This is a genomic window from Salinisphaera orenii subsp. halophila YIM 95161, assembly GCF_003732545.1.
GTDB classification, from domain to species: domain Bacteria; phylum Pseudomonadota; class Gammaproteobacteria; order Nevskiales; family Salinisphaeraceae; genus Salinisphaera; species Salinisphaera orenii_A.
The window spans coordinates 43382-61526 of sequence record NZ_AYKF01000099.1 but is presented as its reverse complement, the minus strand read 5'-3'; the positions used below and the strand labels follow the sequence as shown (position 1 = coordinate 61526).

15 protein-coding genes, 2 tRNA genes and 1 pseudogene are annotated in these 18145 nt (G+C 64.5%); 9 read left to right on the top strand and 9 right to left on the bottom strand.

The window, feature by feature from the left end; translation table 11 throughout:
• The first annotated feature begins 51 nt into the window (after nt 1-51).
• From SAHL_RS12440 to SAHL_RS12425, 4 genes are all read left to right on the top strand, one after another.
• Nucleotides 52-1296 (top strand): urate hydroxylase PuuD, encoded by a 1245-nt coding sequence (locus SAHL_RS12440; protein WP_123591738.1) that lies wholly within the window; start codon nt 52-54, stop codon nt 1294-1296.
• A 478-nt stretch (nt 1297-1774) separates the two neighbouring features.
• Nucleotides 1775-2284, top strand: coding sequence for a hypothetical protein (locus SAHL_RS12435; protein ID WP_123591737.1), 510 nt, complete (start codon nt 1775-1777; stop codon nt 2282-2284).
• A gap of 41 nt (nt 2285-2325) precedes the next feature.
• Nucleotides 2326-2718, top strand: coding sequence for a Rha family transcriptional regulator (locus tag SAHL_RS12430; protein WP_123591736.1), 393 nt, complete (start codon nt 2326-2328; stop codon nt 2716-2718).
• Between the two features lie 606 nt (nt 2719-3324).
• On the top strand, nt 3325-3939 hold the full coding sequence (locus SAHL_RS12425; protein WP_123591735.1) for a recombinase family protein: 615 nt from the start codon (nt 3325-3327) through the stop codon (nt 3937-3939).
• Nucleotides 3940-4679: 740 nt separating this feature from the next.
• Here the strand turns inward: SAHL_RS12425 and SAHL_RS12420 are convergent.
• Entirely contained in the window at nt 4680-4895 is a 216-nt protein-coding gene (locus SAHL_RS12420; protein ID WP_123591734.1) for a hypothetical protein, read from the bottom strand.
• A gap of 828 nt (nt 4896-5723) precedes the next feature.
• Between SAHL_RS12420 and SAHL_RS12415 the strand changes: the two genes are divergently transcribed.
• The 4 genes from SAHL_RS12415 (at nt 5724) to SAHL_RS12405 (ending at nt 9284) form a co-directional block, all read left to right on the top strand.
• On the top strand, nt 5724-6143 hold the full coding sequence (locus SAHL_RS12415) for a hypothetical protein (RefSeq protein ID WP_123591733.1): 420 nt from the start codon (nt 5724-5726) through the stop codon (nt 6141-6143).
• 32 nt (nt 6144-6175) lie between these two features.
• Nucleotides 6176-6439: an FDXHR family putative zinc-binding protein gene (locus SAHL_RS17575; protein ID WP_148045566.1), complete on the top strand. Its 264-nt coding sequence runs from the start codon at nt 6176-6178 to the stop codon at nt 6437-6439.
• Between the two features lie 86 nt (nt 6440-6525).
• Entirely contained in the window at nt 6526-6936 is a 411-nt protein-coding gene (locus SAHL_RS12410; protein WP_123591732.1) for a hypothetical protein, read from the top strand.
• Nucleotides 6937-6995: 59 nt separating this feature from the next.
• Nucleotides 6996-9284, top strand: coding sequence for a hypothetical protein (locus SAHL_RS12405; RefSeq protein WP_148045565.1), 2289 nt, complete (start codon nt 6996-6998; stop codon nt 9282-9284).
• Nucleotides 9285-9355: 71 nt separating this feature from the next.
• Here SAHL_RS12405 and SAHL_RS12400 read toward each other — a convergent pair whose 3' ends face one another.
• From SAHL_RS12400 to SAHL_RS12380, 6 genes and pseudogenes are all read right to left on the bottom strand, one after another.
• Complete coding sequence (locus SAHL_RS12400) at nt 9356-10864, bottom strand: tyrosine-type recombinase/integrase (protein ID WP_184947666.1); 1509 nt, start codon at nt 10862-10864, stop codon at nt 9356-9358.
• A 45-nt stretch (nt 10865-10909) separates the two neighbouring features.
• Nucleotides 10910-11074: pseudogene (locus tag SAHL_RS18535) on the bottom strand (DUF6538 domain-containing protein); the annotation flags it as partial.
• 81 nt (nt 11075-11155) lie between these two features.
• Nucleotides 11156-11242, bottom strand: a tRNA-Leu gene (locus SAHL_RS12395).
• Nucleotides 11243-11284: 42 nt separating this feature from the next.
• Nucleotides 11285-13864 (bottom strand): sensor domain-containing phosphodiesterase, encoded by a 2580-nt coding sequence (locus tag SAHL_RS12390; RefSeq protein WP_184947664.1) that lies wholly within the window; start codon nt 13862-13864, stop codon nt 11285-11287.
• 34 nt (nt 13865-13898) lie between these two features.
• A complete protein-coding gene (locus SAHL_RS12385) occupies nt 13899-15557 on the bottom strand; it encodes an acetolactate synthase large subunit (RefSeq protein WP_123591728.1) in 1659 nt (552 codons plus the stop codon).
• Nucleotides 15558-15628: 71 nt separating this feature from the next.
• Complete coding sequence (locus SAHL_RS12380; RefSeq protein ID WP_245968519.1) at nt 15629-16075, bottom strand: hotdog fold thioesterase; 447 nt, start codon at nt 16073-16075, stop codon at nt 15629-15631.
• A gap of 73 nt (nt 16076-16148) precedes the next feature.
• Between SAHL_RS12380 and gloA the strand changes: the two genes are divergently transcribed.
• Nucleotides 16149-16664 (top strand): lactoylglutathione lyase, encoded by a 516-nt coding sequence (gloA, locus tag SAHL_RS12375; protein WP_123591726.1) that lies wholly within the window; start codon nt 16149-16151, stop codon nt 16662-16664.
• 278 nt (nt 16665-16942) lie between these two features.
• Here the strand turns inward: gloA and SAHL_RS12370 are convergent, their stop codons facing one another.
• Nucleotides 16943-17650, bottom strand: a complete 708-nt coding sequence (locus SAHL_RS12370) for a GntR family transcriptional regulator (protein WP_123591725.1) — start codon at nt 17648-17650, stop codon at nt 16943-16945.
• A gap of 419 nt (nt 17651-18069) precedes the next feature.
• A tRNA-Lys gene (locus SAHL_RS12365) sits at nt 18070-18145 on the bottom strand.

Genomic DNA, 18145 nt, shown 5'->3' with positions numbered 1-18145 from the left:
CGGCATCCCGATCCGGGCGATCACCGTGCCGCGGCATCAGAAAGAGATGTCATGGACGCGTATCTGATCGAATTCGGAAACATGCTGCTGCGCTGGCTTCACGTGATCGCCGCGATCGCGTGGATCGGCGAGTCCTTCTATTTCGTCATGCTGGACAACGGCCTGAAGAAACCGGCCGCCGCGGACGACCGGCACCAGGGCGTCTTCGGCGAGATGTGGGCCGTGCACGGCGGCGGCTTCTACCACAACCAGAAATACGCCACGGCACTGGCGAAGCTGCCGGACGAGCTGCACTGGTCCTATCTGAAGGCGTATACAACCTGGCTGTCGGGTTTCGCCCTGTTCGGCCTGCTCTACCTGACACGGCCCGAGATCTATCTCGTCAACGACGACAGCGCCTGGGGCTGGGCCGCACAGATGAGCGGCTGGCAGGCCAACCTTGCCGCACTCGTCTTCCTGCTGCTCGGATGGGTCGTCTACAACGAACTCTGCAAGCGCATCAGTCCAACGATGAACCGCGACGGGCTGCTGGGCGCCGCCGTGGCCGTGCTCATGCTGATTGTGGCCTATCTGGCGACACACATCTTCGCGGGGCGCGCCGCGTTTCTGCTCGTCGGCGCGGTCATGGCGACCGCGATGGCCGCGAACGTCTATTTCTGGATCATCCCCGGCCAGCGTCGCATGGTCGCGGCCATGACCGCCGGTGAGACCCCTGATCCACTCGACGGCAAGCGCGGCAAGCAGCGCTCGGTCCACAACACCTATTTCACGCTGCCCGTGGTGCTGCTCATGCTCAGCAACCACTACGCCTTTCTCTACACCCATGCCTATTCCTGGGTGATCATCGCCGTGTTCATCGTGGCGGGTGCGCTCATCCGGCAGTTCTTCGTTTCCATGCACGCCGGTCACGTGCAGCCGCTCTACCCGGTGGCGGGCGTCGTGCTCGTCGCGCTCGCGTTCGCTCTGGCCGCTCCGGCCGGTTCGTGGCACGCCCCTGAAGACGACCGCACCGACAACAGCGAGCAGACGGCGTCCGACGACGCGGCCGAGCCTTCGTTCGAGGCGGTGAAGCAGGTGGTTCAGACGCGCTGCACCGCCTGCCACGCGGAGTCGCCCTCCTACGCCGGGTTCAGTGCCCCGCCGGCGGGCATCGTGCTCGAAGACAGGCGCGGTATCCTGAAACACGCGTCCCAGATCAAAAAGGCCGTGGACAGCGGCAACATGCCGCTCGGCAACGCGACGAAGATGACGGATGACGAGCGCGAACTGATCTCGGCCTGGCGCGCGTCGGAGTAGCGAGCTCCGGCCATGGCATGGCGTATGCCCGAACCGTCCGGTGTCTTTGTCACGGTCGGTTCGGGCACCCTCGCCGCCGGCCGAGCGCGATCCAGTGACATCGAGATCATCGATCCGTGCGATGACGTGATCCGTCGACGTGATGAACCCGGACGACGGGAAACATCACGGGAATTCTCATCGGTATACGGAAGCGCCGAAAAGGACTGGAGCCCGGGCTAAGGGCTTTAGGCCGATTGCGGGGTCGAGCGGGATTCCATTTGGTGCCGCCGGAGGGACTCGGTTTCCTTGGCACCAACAAGCCATAAGTGTCTGACGTGACAAGTAGGTTATCGGTGATGTACCACGGTTTTGTACCAAGCAACTGTGCCAAAGTAAACATCACGAACGTTACAACGTAGGCACAGCTGCCGAGCGTGGCTGTTGTCAGATATGTCTTGAGCGGTCATCGTGCGCCCTCGAATAACAGGGGGATGACATGGGGATTCATAGGGGCACGCTCCTCTTAGCGCTTACGGCACTCGCCGCGTTGACTGCCTGTGCGAGCGGGCAAGTGACACGCCTAACCAATGACCCAATTAGCCAGCCGAAGGTGCTGTCGTTAGACGCGCCGGACGCGCCTTGGGTCGTCGAGATTCAGCAGCTATTAGCGAAGCGCGGGTTCACGGTGAAGCGATGGGCGTCCACGTCGGATGTGACACGGGCTAAGCGGCCCGGGAGTGTCGAGCAGTTCCATGCTGCATCGACTAGATATGTGCTGGTTATCGAAGGCTCGGCGCCTCTGAACTGGTCTGAGCGTTGTTTCGGTGGCGGGTATAAGTTCGACCATATCTCGGCCGATCTTGTGGATACGCGAGAGAATCAAACCTTGTTGAACGTAAACGGTTCGGGCTATTCCGAAGGCTGCCCGCCTATGAGCGGATCAATATTTCACGATATCGCGTCTGCGGTCGACGACGTCTGGACTAAATCGGGCTTTGCCAGCTGAGCAATCCCGAGACCCTCAACAACGCGACCGAAGACCTGACCATGTCCAGCTTGGAGATTGCCGAGCTGACTGGTAAGGAACACAAGCACGTCATGGCCGACATTCGTAAGATGCTGACAGGACTTGGGAAACGGAGTGCTGATTTTTCAGCAGTCCACCGAAACACCCAGAACAAAGAGCAGCCACACTTCATCCTCGACCACGACCACGTCATGTGTCTGGTTACCGGTTACAAGGTTCAGCTCCGCATGGCTGTCATCCGGCGGCTTCGGGCTCTGGAGTCCGGCGAGGCCACGCCGTGGCATGAACAGCAGGACGCGGCCAAGGCCGAGCAGCCGGAGCTGCCCGACTTCTCCAACCCGGCCGAGGCAGCTCGAGCCTGGGCGGAGCAGTACGAGCGGGCCGGTATCGGCCGGTCGGACGCGGAGAATTAGCCCGGAAATGTATACCGCAGATTTCCGCGCGGGTATTTAATATATAGGGATTGCGCGCGTTCCCCCGTGCGCCCCGGGCGAATCCATATCCGCACCCCCGGTTATGTCGATCGGCTAACGGGGGTGGGGGTTCGGCCCGCGTGTCATCCCTCGCCGATGCTTTGGCGGCGACCGACGCCGACCCCGGGCACCCCCACTGCCCGCCACATTCGCGTCGGTTCATAGTCGATGCCGATGTTGCTGCGGCGTGGCTGGCTGGGGAGCAATCGGGTGCCCTGCGAGGTCTGGTCCGCGCCGATGCTGTGAGTGGCCAGCGGTATCCCTACTGCCTGCTGCGTGTGTACCCGTAATCCGGTAGCAAGCCGCACTGCGATGGTGGGCATGCCGCTGTTGGCCAGCGAGAACCCCGGCCAGCTGTCTCCGAGTACTCACGCTCTGCGGGCTCTTTGAACCTGGGTACCGAAAACCCTCTGTCGACGAGCTCCATAGGTCACTGATTCATCTGGACCGGTACCAGCCATTTGGAGAGGTTCCGAAACCACTTGACTCGGTACCGGTTCCGCCCGTACCGTCCCCTTTGCATCGACGGAAGGGAGACACCACGCCATGACGAACAAGACGCAAAAGGTTGCGCTCTACGCTCGCGTCAGTACGGACGGCCAGAGCTGCGAGAATCAGCTGGACGAGTTGCGAGAGGTCGCCGACGCTGCAGGCTGGACGGTGGTGGGCGAGTATGTCGACGCCGGGATTAGCGGCGGCAAAGGGCGCGACGAACGCCCCGAGTTCGACCGGATGCTTAAGGATGCGGTGCGGCGCAAGATAAGCATGGTTGCCGCATGGTCTGTCGACCGGCTCGGCCGCTCCACGCAAGACCTCAGCAACTTCATGGCCGAACTTCACGCGACCGGGTGCGGCCTCTATCTCCACCGCCAAGGCGTCGACACCACGACGCCGGCAGGTCGCGCAATGTTCCAGATGTTCGGGTTGTTCGCCGAGTTCGAGCGTTCGATGATTCGAGAGCGCGTCAACGCCGGCCTAGACCGTGCCCGGGCGAAAGGCAAGCAGCTAGGCCGGCCGGCCGTCGCCGAGGACACGAAAGAGCGGATACGCGAACTGAGGGCTAAAGGCTGGGGCAAGAAAAAAGTAGCCCGGGAACTGGGATGTGGTGTCGGTACGGTCGGCCGTGTCGAGGCCGAGACCCAGCCGGAGACCAGCTCGTAGACAGGCACAGGCGAGCTGCATGCGCGCCACAATCGCCGCGAATGGCCGGGGATGGGGTTCCCTACCGGGTCGGCCGTTTCGGGGCCTTTGTTCGCGGCGCCCGTACGCCGAATCTGCCGCCGGCACTTGAAACCCACCCATTAGGTATACAGAGGCGACAACCCAACGCGCCTCGCGTATGCCAGCGCGGGCTAGCAATCCCGACACCACTGCTGGGGGGGCAGACGCAGACAGACTTATCGCTGTCGGTGTCTCCCAAGCGTCTCATGGCCGCGAGCCGTGGGGGGTTTGGGGGGCACCGCAGACTTCTCCCTAGGGTTTCAACCTAGGTTTATACCAATGGTTATACCTTGGCTGAACCTATGGCGAGCCGTGGCCGGCCTGCAGTCTTCACGCTGTCGAGGGGGTCACCCCGACAGGGAGACCCACCACCATGGCCGAACACTCAGGCCAGCCAAGGGACAGACCACAGCACACCTGCAGATGTCTGCAGGCTGGACCTTGGTATCTGCCTGAGTTCTCACCGCAGCAGGGGGAGACACCTCGCCGGTGTCCGCCCCGCCCTAGCACGCCACCCGCCAACCTGCTGTCGACCAGCGCATGCGCGCCCGTTGGACCACCAGCGGCCGGACGGCTCAAGCTCGGGCCGGTGGCCGTGCCGGGATTTAGGCGCAGCGACCTAGCCGAGCACGAAGGCGCGATGTCCCCAAAGTTGGGGCACGGTAGGCCCACGCTGGTTGTCAGCCCGCATCGCGTTGGCTTGTCTGCTGGAACCGCTGCAGCATCGCCACGAGTCCGCCGAGGTCGTCAGCGAATAGCCGGACCCGGTTGTCGACCTCGTTGTCGGGGTCGTCTACGTCGATGACGACGTGGCCGTCTTCGTCAATGGTGCCGCTGAACTGGACGCCGTCTTCTGCTTCGAACGTGTCGCGGTCGATGATGGTGTCTGCTGCCATGGCGTGTCTTCCTCTATTTTTCCGATTTGAAGTTAGCAGGGAACACGCCGCGACAAGACCTCGCAACACTTGCCACCCCGTAACGGTTGCGAGTGGTCAATGGCCGCGCCAACTTGCTCTGATTATTGCCCTTCTCGACTCCCGAGCGCTGGCTGCGTGGTGTCGGACGTATGCGCGAGGCGGCAGCACGGCGGCGAATCTGCGCACGTGCTGGCGCGAGCCAGGGCAAGCCACGCGCTGGCCGCCGCGCGGTGTGGCCTCTGGCTTCCTTGGGCACTACTGGGGCGAGCCTACGCCACCGCAGCCTTCTACTCAGTAGAGGGGACATCCCCGAGAGGGGATACCCATGCAAAGGCTGAATACTTAGGCCCGAGCAAAGGCCCAGACCTCGACTCCCCGCAGACGTTCGTGGTCTTTCCTTTGGAGCTGCCTAAGCCGTAGCCATGCCGGTGCGGACATGTGGCGGTGTCCTCTTCGATAGGCCCGCGTCACGCGCTCGCCCAGGGCTCGCCAAGGTTAGGTCGATGACGCGCCGCCGTCGCGCCGTGGTCCCTGCGAGCAGACAACAGCCAGCAGCCCACTGCCGACCGCGCACACGTCGGCATATCACCGGGGGCCAACCATGGGGGCAGTTGTGCGGGTAGTGCTGACCCATGGGCCGCCCCGGTGCCGTCCGCCCGCGACCAGAGCCGAGCCGACGCGCCGATCTATAGCCGCGCGCTGTCTGGTCGCGGTCAAGGCGATGAGGCCCCGGTCTGCCATCCACGCGCGTCTGTTCGTACCGCCCAGTAAATCCCGCTTTGTATCCACAAACAAAGGAGACCCGCCATGCTCCAGACCACAGACCGCCCCGGCCAGCGCCCGGCCACAGTACGCGAAGGCTTCTACCACGGCACGCGGGTGCTGTTCGTGCCCCTAACCAAGGGACACGAGGCGATAGTCGAGCCCGCCGACTGGCACCGCATTGCGCGTCAGTACGGCTCCCGATGGTGCGCCGCCGTCGCCAACGGCTACGTCTATGCCCGCAAAGCCGTGACGTTTCCGGACGGCACCCTCTCCATGGCTTCCATGTCCCGGCTGATTATGGACGCCCGCCCCGACGAGCGCGTGCTGACCGACAACGGTAACCCGCTGGACCTTCGGCGGAGCAATCTCCACCGGAAGCGCTTTCGCGGGGCCACTGCAGACCGCCGCCGCGAGCGTCACCACGTTCGCCAAGAGCCCACCGAAGCCGCGACGACGCCCTGACCACCCGCCAGCCCAACCAAAGGAGCCGAACCATGGCACAGCCCGCACAGCCCCGCACAGCCGTGACCCGGCTGACCGGAAAGCTCTCGCAGTGCACCGGTTGCGGCGAAGTCTTCGGCGGACTAAGAGCATTCGACGAGCACCGCGTGTGGCGCGGTGACCGCCGGGTCTGTCTCGACCCCGCCGAGCTTGGCTACGCCATCTTGAACAGCCCCAACGGCACCCGATGGGGGGAACCGGTGGACCCAGCGTTCACGGCCATGCTGCGAAGCAAAGAGTCTCACCAAGCCACCTAGAACGTCTTGTGTCTTGCGCTCTGGCGTGCAAGCCGAGCATGAAACGACGACGCCCTACTTACCCGCATACCGAGGAGCCACGGACCATGACCGACCAAAGTGAACCCACTATCCCCGACCTTGTTGCCGCCGCGCTGGCATTCGTCCGGACTGAGCCGGATGACTCGCTTTATCTGGCCGAAACCGCCTTGTCGGAGGCAGAGGCCGAGGTTGCACGCCTCGAACGTTCACAGGCGGAAGAGCGTGCAGCGATGGCGCGCCGCGCAATGCACACGCTGCGCGATGCGTCCGCCCACCGGGCTGACGGCAGTACGTGTCACGAAGACACGCGGGGCCGTGTCTACTGCGCGTTTCATATCCGACAGGCCGCCGCCAAGAGCGCGACGCAGCCCCACCTAGACCGCGCCCGCGAGGTCGCCGAGCTGGCCCGGGCTGCCTACCGCCACATCGAAAACGCGATGCAGGAGCACGCCCCCGAACTGGTCGCCCTGCACTAAGCGGCCGCCCGCCTGCAGCAGCGCGGCGGCTTTCTGTCCCCAACAACGGAGCCACCCCATTGCCACGAGGTAACCGAAGCCAAGCCAACGCCCGCCCTGATTCCGACTTCGGCCAGCGCCAGGAGCGAACCCAAGGCGGCGTCGTTGCCGAACGCCCCGGTCGGACCAAGACACAGCAGACGGCCGACGCGCTGGTGTCCGTCGCCGACACGGTATCGGGCATCGCCCAGAAGCAGAGCGCCAAGGCCCAGAAGGAAGAAGCCAAGCAGCAGCGTCTGCAGGCGTTCAAGGACTTCCATGCGGATGTCAACAAGGACGTCGACATGGAACAGGCCAAGGAGCGCGCCGAGTTCGGCAACGAGGATTACAGCCGGACCTATATGCGGCTGTCCTACTCGCAGCAGGCCAAGGACGTATCCGCCGACATGGCCGAGCAGGCCGAGCGGATGATGAACGACCCGGAGGTCGGCGTCGACGAGGTCGAAACCTACCTCGACGCTACGGCCAGCGGCGCGATTCAGGGCGTTGAAGACCCCGAGGCCGTGGACGTCTACGCGAACCGGCTGTCATCCGACGCCCAGAAGCTCAAGGCCGAAGCGCGGGACGTGGCCATCAAGCGCCAGCAGCAGGACGGCCGCGCCAAGCTCAACGCCCAGATCGATGACCTGGCCGAGCAAGGCGTCCTCGGCTCGGCCGACAGCATGGAGATTCTGGAGAACGCGGGCGCCAAGCTCAACGTCAGCCAGAATCGAGTCCACGCCATGGTGGCGAACGCCGCCATACGCCGGGCCGAAGAGTCCACGGACCCGTCGAAGCTCGACTTCCTGTTCGAGGAGAACGAGGACGGCGTGGCCATCGCTGACAACCCGGAGCTGCACGACAGCCTCCTACGCGCACGAGACCAGATCGAATCCGAGGCCGAACAACGGACATCCGCCGCTGAGCTGACCGAGCATTACTCGCTACGTCGCAAGATGGAAAGCGGCGCGTTGACCATGGACGATATTCAGCGGGTGAACCGCGAGCACCCCGACTGGTATTCGCCCAATCAGCTCGCGTCGATGTTGTCCCGGTCGCAAGATACCGCCCGACAGGCAGCCGCACGACGCCGCGAGGCGGCAGCCGCGACATCGGGGCAGGTCTCGCCGGTATCCATGCGCATGAAGACCCACAGTGAGCAACAGGAAGTGTTCGGCCACATGCGGCGGGGCATCTTCAGTCAGCACGAAGAGACGCCCGAGGGGCGACAACAGGCATTCGTGGACTACGCTACGCGCGTCGCCGAGCTGTCCGGAGGTGTCGGCGGTGTCAAAGATGATTGGCTAGCCGCCCAGTTGAACGCCGGAGCTGAAGCGCCTTCCGCCGACGGCTCGATGCCGGATGCATTCCGCGCGGGATATTCACGCTACCGGGCGCTGAAAGACGACCCCCGAACGCGCGGCCTGCTCGACAACCTGTTGCGGCCCGATGCCCGTCGCATGTATGAGCGGGTCGAAGCCTATGAGCGGTCGGGGGATTACGTGCCGGGTGATTCGGAGTCCGGCCCCGACCTGACCCCGGCCTACGTCAAGGCGACGAGAGACCTCGCCAACCCCATCGACGAAAAGACCTTCTACAGCTCCGAGAGCTTCGAGAATCTGCGCAGGACCGTGGGCGAGGTCACCGACGTGTCGTCTTTCCTCGGGCTAGGTTCGGACTATGGCGGCGATGTCGGCCGGGTAACCAATGCCCTCGACGTCAAGCAGGACATACGCAAGATGGCGACCCGGGAAATGCGGTACGCCCGCGCCAGCCTCGACCAAGCGTTGGAGACCGCGAAGGATCGATATAAGGCGACGCATACGCTTGTCCGGGGGACGTATATCCGTGGGCAGTTCGGGAGCAACGCCACGGAAGCGGTCAACGCCAAGCTAGCCGCTGAGCTACCGGCCATCCAAGAGGGCAGCGGCGGCGACGTGGAGATGGACGACCTCAAGATCGTACCGGGCCGCGAGGGCGAGATGGTGGTTTTTCTCAACAACAGCTCACCGGCCATTGTCGATAACGGCGATGGCCGGACCAAGCCACTGACGTTCGACATGGCGGAAGCCGTGCAAGCGTATTCGGACAAAGTACTGTCCGACGCCAACGCCGAACGGCCGACCGAGGCCGACGCCAGAGCGGCACGGCCGGTGCCGGTGCCCGGCGGGTCGCCTGCCAGGCGGTCCAGTATGGTCGAGGCAGCGACCGAGGAAGACCGCGAAGCTGTCCGGCAGTCTATTGCGGATGGTCTGCAGGCCGTGCGGGACAAACTAACCGGCCAGCCTCCGGAACAGCCGCCGCAAGGCGCACCGGGTGGTCGTTACTAGACCGGTCCCGCCCATGTCCGGAGCCCCTGCGGCTCCGGCGTGGGCTGCCTGCCATGGCCCTGCTTTTTTCGTCACACGTAGTGCCGCCACACCCCGCGCAGCGGGGACAGGTCCAGACCGTCAATCTGTATGGCTTCTATCGCCTTTTTGCGCTGGTCGAACGTGTATCCGTGCTGGTAGTGACGTTCGCCGATTTCTTGAGGCGCGTGTCCGATAACTTCGTCGATGTGCGGCTTCGGAACCCCAGCGCGGCCCATAGCTGTCCGGGCTGTACCACGGAAGCTATGAAACTGCTTATTGTCGTCTTCCCCACCACCGATGCCACATGACAGCCGATATTCCGCGAACCAACGCGATAAGTTCCGGTGGGGACGCTCGTCCGGCACGGTGAGGTGTGGGAAAAGCCGTGCGTACCCACGCCGCTCGATGTCGTCCACGTACTCGAGAAAGCCAGCCTCAATCAGCTGCGAATGGACCGGTATTTCGCGGCGGGCGTGGTCCGTCTTCAGTTTCTTTCCATCGTCATCGTTGATCGATAGAACAGGCTCTCCCTGCCCTCTTCCACGCACGTCGGCCACACGTAGCTGCGCAATCTCACCGGCCCGCGTCCCCGAAAGCAGCGCGATGAGTGGGGACCAGTGACGCCAGGCGCGGCCCATCCGCCCATTACGCATGTCGTCGTTAAGCAGTAAAGACCTCAGCTCCGGAGCCTCAAACGGAATGCGGGGGTTCTGCTTCCATTTTGGCTTGCGAATCTCCCGGGCCGGATTGGTCTGCGCATAGCCCATTTGGACGCACCACGATAAATAGCTAGACAGGGCGTCGAGGTACTCGCCGACCGTCCGGGGACTCATCAGGTCGGATTCGGGAATCTCCATGTCGACCAGCTCGACCGCCGACTTGTCGCGATACGCCTTGCGCTTGTTCATGTGGACGGGCAATTGTCCAAGCTGGCTCCGGTAGTCGCGTACTGTCCGGGGCTCGATGTCGTCAAGCGGCCAGTTGCCGACCAGATCAAGGAAACGTTGGTTGCGGCTGGTCTGCTGTTCGGCCGTGCTGTCGCCCCACTCGCCTAGCTCCAGCTTGTCCTGGGCGAACTCGTCAAGATGGTCTGCGAACCGCCGCCGCTTTCTCTCGCGGCCTTTCGTTGGCGGACGGCGTGGCGCGTCGGTGGACGGTGCCCGTTCGGCTGACGGCTCCGCGCTGGGCTGATACTTGGCCAGTATCTCCCGTTCGCCTTCAAGGTCGTTTGTCAGCCGCGTTTCGGCTATCCGTTCGCCATCGGCGGCGGCCTTCGCGACAGACCGGCACAGCTCCCAGTAAGGCAGCGTACCGCGTTGGATCGATAGCCCATGCTCGGCGATGAAGTCATCGACATGGTGGTGGAAGCCTTCCCAATGCCCGCGCGCCAGCGCCTCAAGATAACCGTTCTTGCATCCCCAGCAGTCTTCACGCAACGCATCGGCCACGTCGTCGGTTATTGGCTGGAGTCTGGCGCGCTTGCGCTCGAAGTCTTCCAGTGACTCACGAATAACCCGTTCGCCAAGGGCCGCCGCCGTGTCCGGGTCGATGATGTCCATGCGGAGCCGGTCCCCAAGTTCGGCCAGTGTCGCGGCCGCCGACACTAGCGGAGCGGCGCGGCGCCGTGCAATTCGACGCTGGCGCGTCCGCAGCGAGACACGCAGTTCACGGCGGCCGATGAGGCGCGAAACCGGAGCGGGGACCACGTACCGGAAGTACCAGCCCGAGGCTCTGTGTAGGAGATAGGAAGGTGCGGGGTATCGACGCATATGTACCGTGGCTTTGTACCAGCCACGTCATACACTAGATAAACGGCTAAAATTCCTTTATTAACAAAGGACTATATCGCGTGGTGCCGCCGGAGGGACTTGAACCCCCATGGCCTTTCGGCCACCAGGACCTAAACCTGGCGTGTCTACCCATTCCACCACGGCGGCGTGCGGCGGCTATCGTAACCGATGCGCGGTCGCCAAGCAGCCTCAGTGGCGCGTGTGGCGGGTCTTGAAACGGCCGGTCAGCAGCGAGCGCTCGGTCAGCGGCATGCTGATGTAGAAACCCTGGGCGTAGTCGATGTCGCGGGCGGTCAGCCACTCGAGCTGGAACCGGGTCTCGACGCCTTCCGCGAGGACCTCGATGCCCAGATCATGGCCCAGCCGGATGATGGTCTCGATGGTGTGTTCGTCGCGACTGTCCGCGCCGATGCCGCGCACGAAGTCGCGATCGATCTTGAGCGTGTCGATGGGCAGATCCTTCAGATAGGCCAGCGACGAGTAGCCGGTGCCGAAGTCGTCGAGCGCGACATGTACGCCCTGCTGCTTGATCGCGGTCAGGATGCGCGTCGCCGTTCGATGATCGTGCATGACCGCGGTTTCGGTGATCTCCAGACACAGGCGCGCCGGCACCAGGCCGCTGGTGTCGAGCACTTCGGCGATCAGTGACGGCAGATCGCCGTTCAACAGCGTGACGACGGAGACGTTGACCGCGACCGACAGCGTGCCGAAATCGCCGTACCAGCGCGCCGCGCTCGCCGCGGCCGAGCGCAGAACATAGCGGTCCAGCGCCATGATAAGCTGGTTTTCCTCCGCAACGGGGACGAAATCCTGCGGTGCCAGCAGGCCCAGCTGCGGATGACGCCACCGGATCAGCGCCTCGGCGCCGATCGACGTCCGGCCCGGCGCCACCGACCGGATCGGCTGGAATCGCAGCGGCAGATCGCCGGTCGTGATCGCGGTGCGCAGATCCTCTTCGATCAGCCGCTCGTCGTGGAGTCGGCTCGACTGGGTCGTGTCGTATTCGCAGTGGGCGAGATTGCGAAGATAGGCGTTGCGCAGGGCGATACCGGCGCGCTTGGTCAGATCCTTGAAGTTGACCGCATGCAGGGGCGCGCGGGCGTTGGCCGTGCGTATCGATAGATGGAGATGGGCGCGATCGGCTCGAAACGGTTCTCGGAATGCCTCGTGCGCGATCCGCGCCAGATTCTGCGCATCGTCCACGCTCGCGTCGTAGAGCACGCCGAACTCGACACCGCCGAGCACGCGGGCGAGCAGCACCTCGCGCTGGCGGAACGCCCGCTTCAGGCGGCGCCCGACCTGGCGGATCAGCGACTCCGCGATCTGATAGCCCTGGATGTCGAGGATGCGCTGCCAGCGATCCAGCTGCAGCAGCAGAAAGCCGACCGAGCGGCCGTGCTGGACGCAGTCCGCGAGCATGCCTTCGGCCCGCTCACGCAGGAGATTGGCGTTCGCGAGCCCGGTCAGCGGATCATAGTAGGCCAGACGTTCGATATCGCGGCGCCGCTGGATGCGCTCGGTGATGTCGTGCAGCTGCACCGAGATCGACGCGCGCCGACGGCCGCCCGCCGCGCGCCACACCATCGACATCTCGACGTCCACCCAGTGCCCCTCGGCGTGACGTACGCGGGTCTCGCCGCATAGCAGATGCTCGTCGCGCTTGACCCGGCGCACGAAGGTTTCCAGCGTGGCCGCCGGCTCGGCGCAGATGTCGTAGAGCGAGAGCGCGCGCGTCTGCTGGTCGTCGTAGCCGAGCACGCGCTCGAGGCCGCTGCTGGCGTTGCGCAGCGCCAGCGTGACCGGATCAATCACGATCAGGCACTCACCCGCCTGGGAGAGCACCTGCGCATGACGATGGCGCATCTCCTCGATTCGCGCGTCGAGGTGGCGCCCGGCGGCGATATCGCGCAGGACACAGAACAGATGCTCGATGTGGCCGCCTGAGCCGCGGTACACGTTGAGCGTGGCGGTGGCCTCGACCGCGCTGTCCTGCCGGGTCCGCAGGTGCACCCGGCCCGTCCAGCTGCCATTCTCGCGAGCCGCGGGATAGATTCGTTGCGTGCCCTGCGTCCGGCTGGCCGGCTGCAGGAAATCGACCAGGCGCAGCCCGAACAACGGCTCGTCCGGGGCCAGGCCGAGCAGCGTACGGGCGCGCGGGTTGAGATATTCGAGCGCGCCGCGGGGCGAGGCGATCGCCATCGCGTCGGCACTGTCCTCCACCAGCAGGCGCGCCTGGCGGGACAGGGCCGCGGAGCGGTGCCGGCGATCCGCGGCGATGATGCGTGCCGCGATCGCGCCGATGCGCAGGGCGCGATCACGTTCGACGCCGCTCCAGGTACGTCTCTCAGCTTGTTCGTGACAGACCACACCGGTGAGCTCGTCACCGACGCGGATGGGCGCATCCAGCATCGAGCGAATGCCCTTGGCGACCATGTAGTCCGTCAGCGCGTCGCCTGCATGCGGCGCCTCGTCGGCCTGCTCCACGCTGAACAAGGCGCCCGCGGCGAGCGTTTCGACATAATCCGGCCGCTGCGACAGATCCAGGCTCAGGCCGAAATCGTTGCGACCGGTCTCGCGGTGGTCGTGAACGCGGTGCAGACGCTGGAAATCGGCGGAGAACAGCCATATCGAAACCCGGTCGACGCCCAGCGCGGCTGCGGCCGTGCGCGCGATGCCCGCGTAGGCCCGACCGATATCGTCGAAATGGGTGCTGGCAAGCGTCTCGATGCGGATATCGTCACCGCCATCGTTCTCCGGCGTCGCGTTCATGGCCGGTGATCGTCGCGATGGTGAACGCCCATGATCAGTTCGGTCCGTCGTTGTCGAAGGCGTCGCGGGGGACGTAGTGGGCCTGGTCGAGTTCGTGGTTGGCGCTGTAATCGATCGGGCAGTCGACGAGCACGACACCACCGCGCTCGAAGGCGGCTTCCAGAACATCGGCCAGATGCGTGCCGGCGGTCACCCGCATGCCGTGCGCGCCGTAGGCCTCGGCGTAGGCGACGAAGTCGGGGTTGCCGAAGGACATGCCGAAGTCGGGAAAGCCCTCGCCGGCCTGCTTCCAGCGGATGAAGCCGTACCCGTCATCCCGCAGGACCAGGACCACGAGATCCATCTCGAGCCGTACGGCCGTCTCCAGATCCTGACTGTTCATCATGAACCCGCCGTCGCCGCAGATGGCGAGCACGCGGCGGTCGCCGTGCACCATGCGCGCGGCCATGGCCGCGCCAAGCCCCGCGCCCATGCTGGCCAGAGCGTTGTCCAGCAACACGGTGTTATTGCCGTAGGCGGGATACATGCGGGCGAACCAGACCTTGTAGATGCCGTTATCGAGACTGATGATGTCGTGTCGCCCCATCACGCGACGCACCTGATTGACCACCCGCTGCGGTTTGAGCGGGTGGCTGTAGTCGAACTCGCATTCGTGCAGGCGCTCGTTGATGTAGGCGCGCATCCGGGCCAGGCGCTCGCGCTCGAAGTGGACGCCGTCCAGCAGCGTTCGCAGCGCCTTGAGCGTGTTCGAGATGTCGCCGATGACCTCATGCGCGGGGCTGTAGTATTCGTCCGGATCCGCGGATACGAAGTCGATGTGAAGGATCGTCTTGTTCATGCCGGCGTTCCATACCGCCGGCGGGTACTCCACGACGTCGTAGCCGAGCGTGATCACGAGGTCCGCCTCGTCGATCGCGCTGTGCACGTAATCGTGTTTGTGGATGCCCATGCAGAACAGGCTCTGCGGATGATCGTCGGCGAGCACGCCCTTGCCCATCTGCGTACCGATCGCGAACAGTCCGGTCGCTTCGACCAGCGCCTGCAGCTGCTGTGTGATGCGTTTTCGATTGGCCCCCGCGGAGTAGACGATCAGCGGCTGCTGCGCCGACTGGATCATGTCGGCCGCCTGGGCCAGCGCCTGCTCGTCGGCGTTGGGACGGCGCAGCATCACGCGTTTCTGGGGCACCGAGGGTTCGATGGTCTCGCCGGCGATGTCTTCGGGCAGTTCCAGATGCACCGCGCCCGGCCGCTCGGCCTCGGCGACCTTGAAGGCGTGGCGGATGCTGCGCGGAATCACGCCGCTGTCGGTCAGCGAGCTGTTCCATTTCGTCACAGGTCGAAAGGTGTCGACCACGTCGATGAGCTGGAATTTGCCCTGCTTGTTGTCGCGAATGGCCTTCTGGCCCGTGATCGCGAGCATCGGCATGCCGCCGAGCTGCGCGAAGGCCACGCCCGTGAGGAGATTGGTCGCCCCTGGCCCGAGAGTGGACAGACACACGCCCGCCCGCCCGGTCAGCCGGCCGTAGGTCGCGGCCATGAAGGCCGCATGCTGTTCATGACGCGTGACGATGAGCCGTATGCGACTATTGCGCAGCGACTCCAGCAGGTCGAGATTCTCCTCGCCCGGCACGCCGAACACGTAGTCCACGCCCTCCTCTTCGAGGCAGCGTACAAACAGATCCGGTGCCTTCAACGTCTGCTCCCGGTTATCGCACCTTACCGAGCATAGCCGAAAGCCCGGCGTCTGGCGCCTCGATGCGGTTTCTAGTCGCTGCGCGGCCCGTCGCGCGCCGTCACCACCGCGACCGTGAGCCGTGAAACGCAGAGTTGTCGGCCCTCGGCGTCGAAAAGATCCGTCTGCCAGACATGCATACGACGCCCCACGCGAAGCGGATGACAGCGGGCCTGCACGCGGCCGGCGCTGGCGCCGCTCAGATGGCTGGCATTGAGTTCCACGCCGACGCAGCCGTAGCGGCTCCGGTCGACACAGAGGTTCGCCGCGATGCTGCCCATCGACTCCGATACCGCACAGGATACGCCCCCATGCAACAGACCGAACGGCTGGCGCGTGCGTTCGTCGATCGTGAATTCGGCTTCCAGATGCGCGTCGCCGATCGCGGTATAGACGAGACCCAGCCGCGAGATCATGTCGCGGTCGTTCAGCGCATTGAGTTCGTCCAGATCGACGGGTTCGAACCAGCGTCGTGCCACCGAGCCTCCCTCTTCAAGTGTGCATGCCCCTGAGGCATAGTATACGCCACCCTTTCCAAAGATCCTGCATCCCATGGCATTCAATACCGAGAACGCACCCGGCGTCGAGCCCGAGGCTCCGGACGCCACGCGGGGATTCATCTTCAATCACACGATGGTCCGCATCGTCGACCCGGAGGCTTCGCTGGCCTTCTACACCCGGGTCTTCGGCATGCGACTGCTGCGCAAGGTGGACATGCCCGAGGGCGAGTTCACGCTCTATTTCCTCGCCTGTACCGGCAACGACGACGTGCCCGAGGACAAGGACGCGCGGGCGCAGTACGTCAACGGACGGGAGGGCGTGCTCGAGCTCACCCACAACTGGGGCACCGAGAACGACCCGGACGCCGGCTACCACAACGGCAACGACGAGCCGCAGGGCTATGGTCACATCTGTTTCACCGTGCCGGATCTCGAAGCGGCCTGCCGCTGGATGGACGAGAACGGCGTCGTGTTCCAGAAACGCCCCGAGGACGGGCGCATGAACCACATCGCCTTCGTGCGCGATCCCGACGGCTACTGGATCGAACTGGTCGCCCGCCGCGGTTGAATCGCTCGGACCGCAGACGGCCGCATCCGCCCCGCGCCTCCGCGGGTGGATGCGGCCCTGCTTCGGTCTTCATCCCAGGTCGTCATCACCCGCCACGACCTTTCCGGCGCGTCCTCGCAGTCGACCGGCATGACGCCCGCATCGCTGCGACACAGCCTTGTCCCGCTTCGCGCGGGTCGACGTTGATTCAGCCTGTTCGCGCCGGCCCGCGACTCAAGAAGAGTTTCCGGCGCCTTTGCCGGACCGACCCAAGGTCGTGGATGTGGCGCCGGCCGGGCTCAGCGCGGCGAACGCGACCGAATCCGCTTCTGCGCGAGCTGTGTCAGCGTCAACGTCTTCGCGAATTCCTCGCTTCGTCGGATATGCCGGGTCATGAGCTGTCGGGCGCTCTGCACGTCCCGCTCGAGCAGATGCGTGCAAATGGCGTGGTGCTCCGCGTAGGTCTGCTCGATACGGCTGCTCTCGGTGAAATCGAGACGCCGGATCACGCGGATGTGATTGTTCACGTCACGCAGGTACTCGCCGAGGGCGACATTCCCGCCGCCTTCGGCCAGCCGCAGATGGAAGGTCTCGTCGCGCGCCTCCATGGCTTCGGAACTGTCCGAGCGCCCCGGCTGCGTGCGGGGATCCCACGCCCCCGCGAGTTGCTCGAGCTCCGCCGTCGGCATGAACAAGGCGGCCTTGTCGAGTGACAGCATTTCCAGCGCGATCCGTACGTCGTAATAGTGCATCAGCCGGCCGACATCCAGATCCCGGATGAAACAGCCCTGCTTGGGCCGTATCGACAGATAGCCTTCGGCCTCCAGCCGTTGCACCGCCTCGCGAATCGGGGTGCGGCTGACATTGAAACGCGCGGCCAGCTCGGTCTCGGTGACACGCGAGCCCGGATAGAGCTCGAACTCGAGGATCATGTTCCGGATCTCGGCATAGACGTGTTTGGCCGAGGCGATCCGGCCGCTTGAGCTCGCGGTTTCGTTGTTGCTCATCCTCCCCGACTCCCTGAACCTGCTTCCGGCATGCCGCTCGAAGGGCCGGCGCACGAAAGCGTCGCCTGCCAGGCGAGCGCTGTAGCAGAATCGCGCTCTCCTCCCGCCCCTTGCCTGCGCTCGACTATAGCGGATATGCGATTGCGCGCGTCGCCATCGGCCCTATCCTTTCGAACGTCGGCGTCTTGCCACGATTCCGAATCGTTGAAGATCTCGACCCGCCGGCGTCTGGCGAAGCGGCTATGGGAAATCCGCTGCTCACGAGATACCGGTCTGGGCTGCTCGGCGCCCCGCCGATGCACGCTGGCATTCCACTCTGTCACGCCGAGCCACGCGCGCGTATATGCGAGAGCCGACCACAAAAAAGCCGCAACGCGATTCGGCGATGCGGCTCCGGAGCCACTGCGGGCTGGCGTATCTGGTGGGCCGTGATGGATTCGAACCATCGACCAATAGATTAAAAGTCTACTGCTCTACCAACTGAGCTAACGGCCC

Coding starts and splice junctions, on each gene's coding strand:
- SAHL_RS12440 (WP_123591738.1), top strand. CDS start 52: ATGGACGCGTATCTGATCGAATTCGGAAACATGCTGCTGCGCTGGCTT.
- SAHL_RS12435 (WP_123591737.1), top strand. CDS start 1,775: ATGGGGATTCATAGGGGCACGCTCCTCTTAGCGCTTACGGCACTCGCC.
- SAHL_RS12430 (WP_123591736.1), top strand. CDS start 2,326: ATGTCCAGCTTGGAGATTGCCGAGCTGACTGGTAAGGAACACAAGCAC.
- SAHL_RS12425 (WP_123591735.1), top strand. CDS start 3,325: ATGACGAACAAGACGCAAAAGGTTGCGCTCTACGCTCGCGTCAGTACG.
- SAHL_RS12420 (WP_123591734.1), bottom strand. CDS start 4,895: ATGGCAGCAGACACCATCATCGACCGCGACACGTTCGAAGCAGAAGAC.
- SAHL_RS12415 (WP_123591733.1), top strand. CDS start 5,724: ATGCTCCAGACCACAGACCGCCCCGGCCAGCGCCCGGCCACAGTACGC.
- SAHL_RS17575 (WP_148045566.1), top strand. CDS start 6,176: ATGGCACAGCCCGCACAGCCCCGCACAGCCGTGACCCGGCTGACCGGA.
- SAHL_RS12410 (WP_123591732.1), top strand. CDS start 6,526: ATGACCGACCAAAGTGAACCCACTATCCCCGACCTTGTTGCCGCCGCG.
- SAHL_RS12400 (WP_184947666.1), bottom strand. CDS start 10,864: ATGGACATCATCGACCCGGACACGGCGGCGGCCCTTGGCGAACGGGTT.
- SAHL_RS12390 (WP_184947664.1), bottom strand. CDS start 13,864: ATGAACGCGACGCCGGAGAACGATGGCGGTGACGATATCCGCATCGAG.
- gloA (WP_123591726.1), top strand. CDS start 16,149: ATGGCATTCAATACCGAGAACGCACCCGGCGTCGAGCCCGAGGCTCCG.
- SAHL_RS12370 (WP_123591725.1), bottom strand. CDS start 17,650: ATGAGCAACAACGAAACCGCGAGCTCAAGCGGCCGGATCGCCTCGGCC.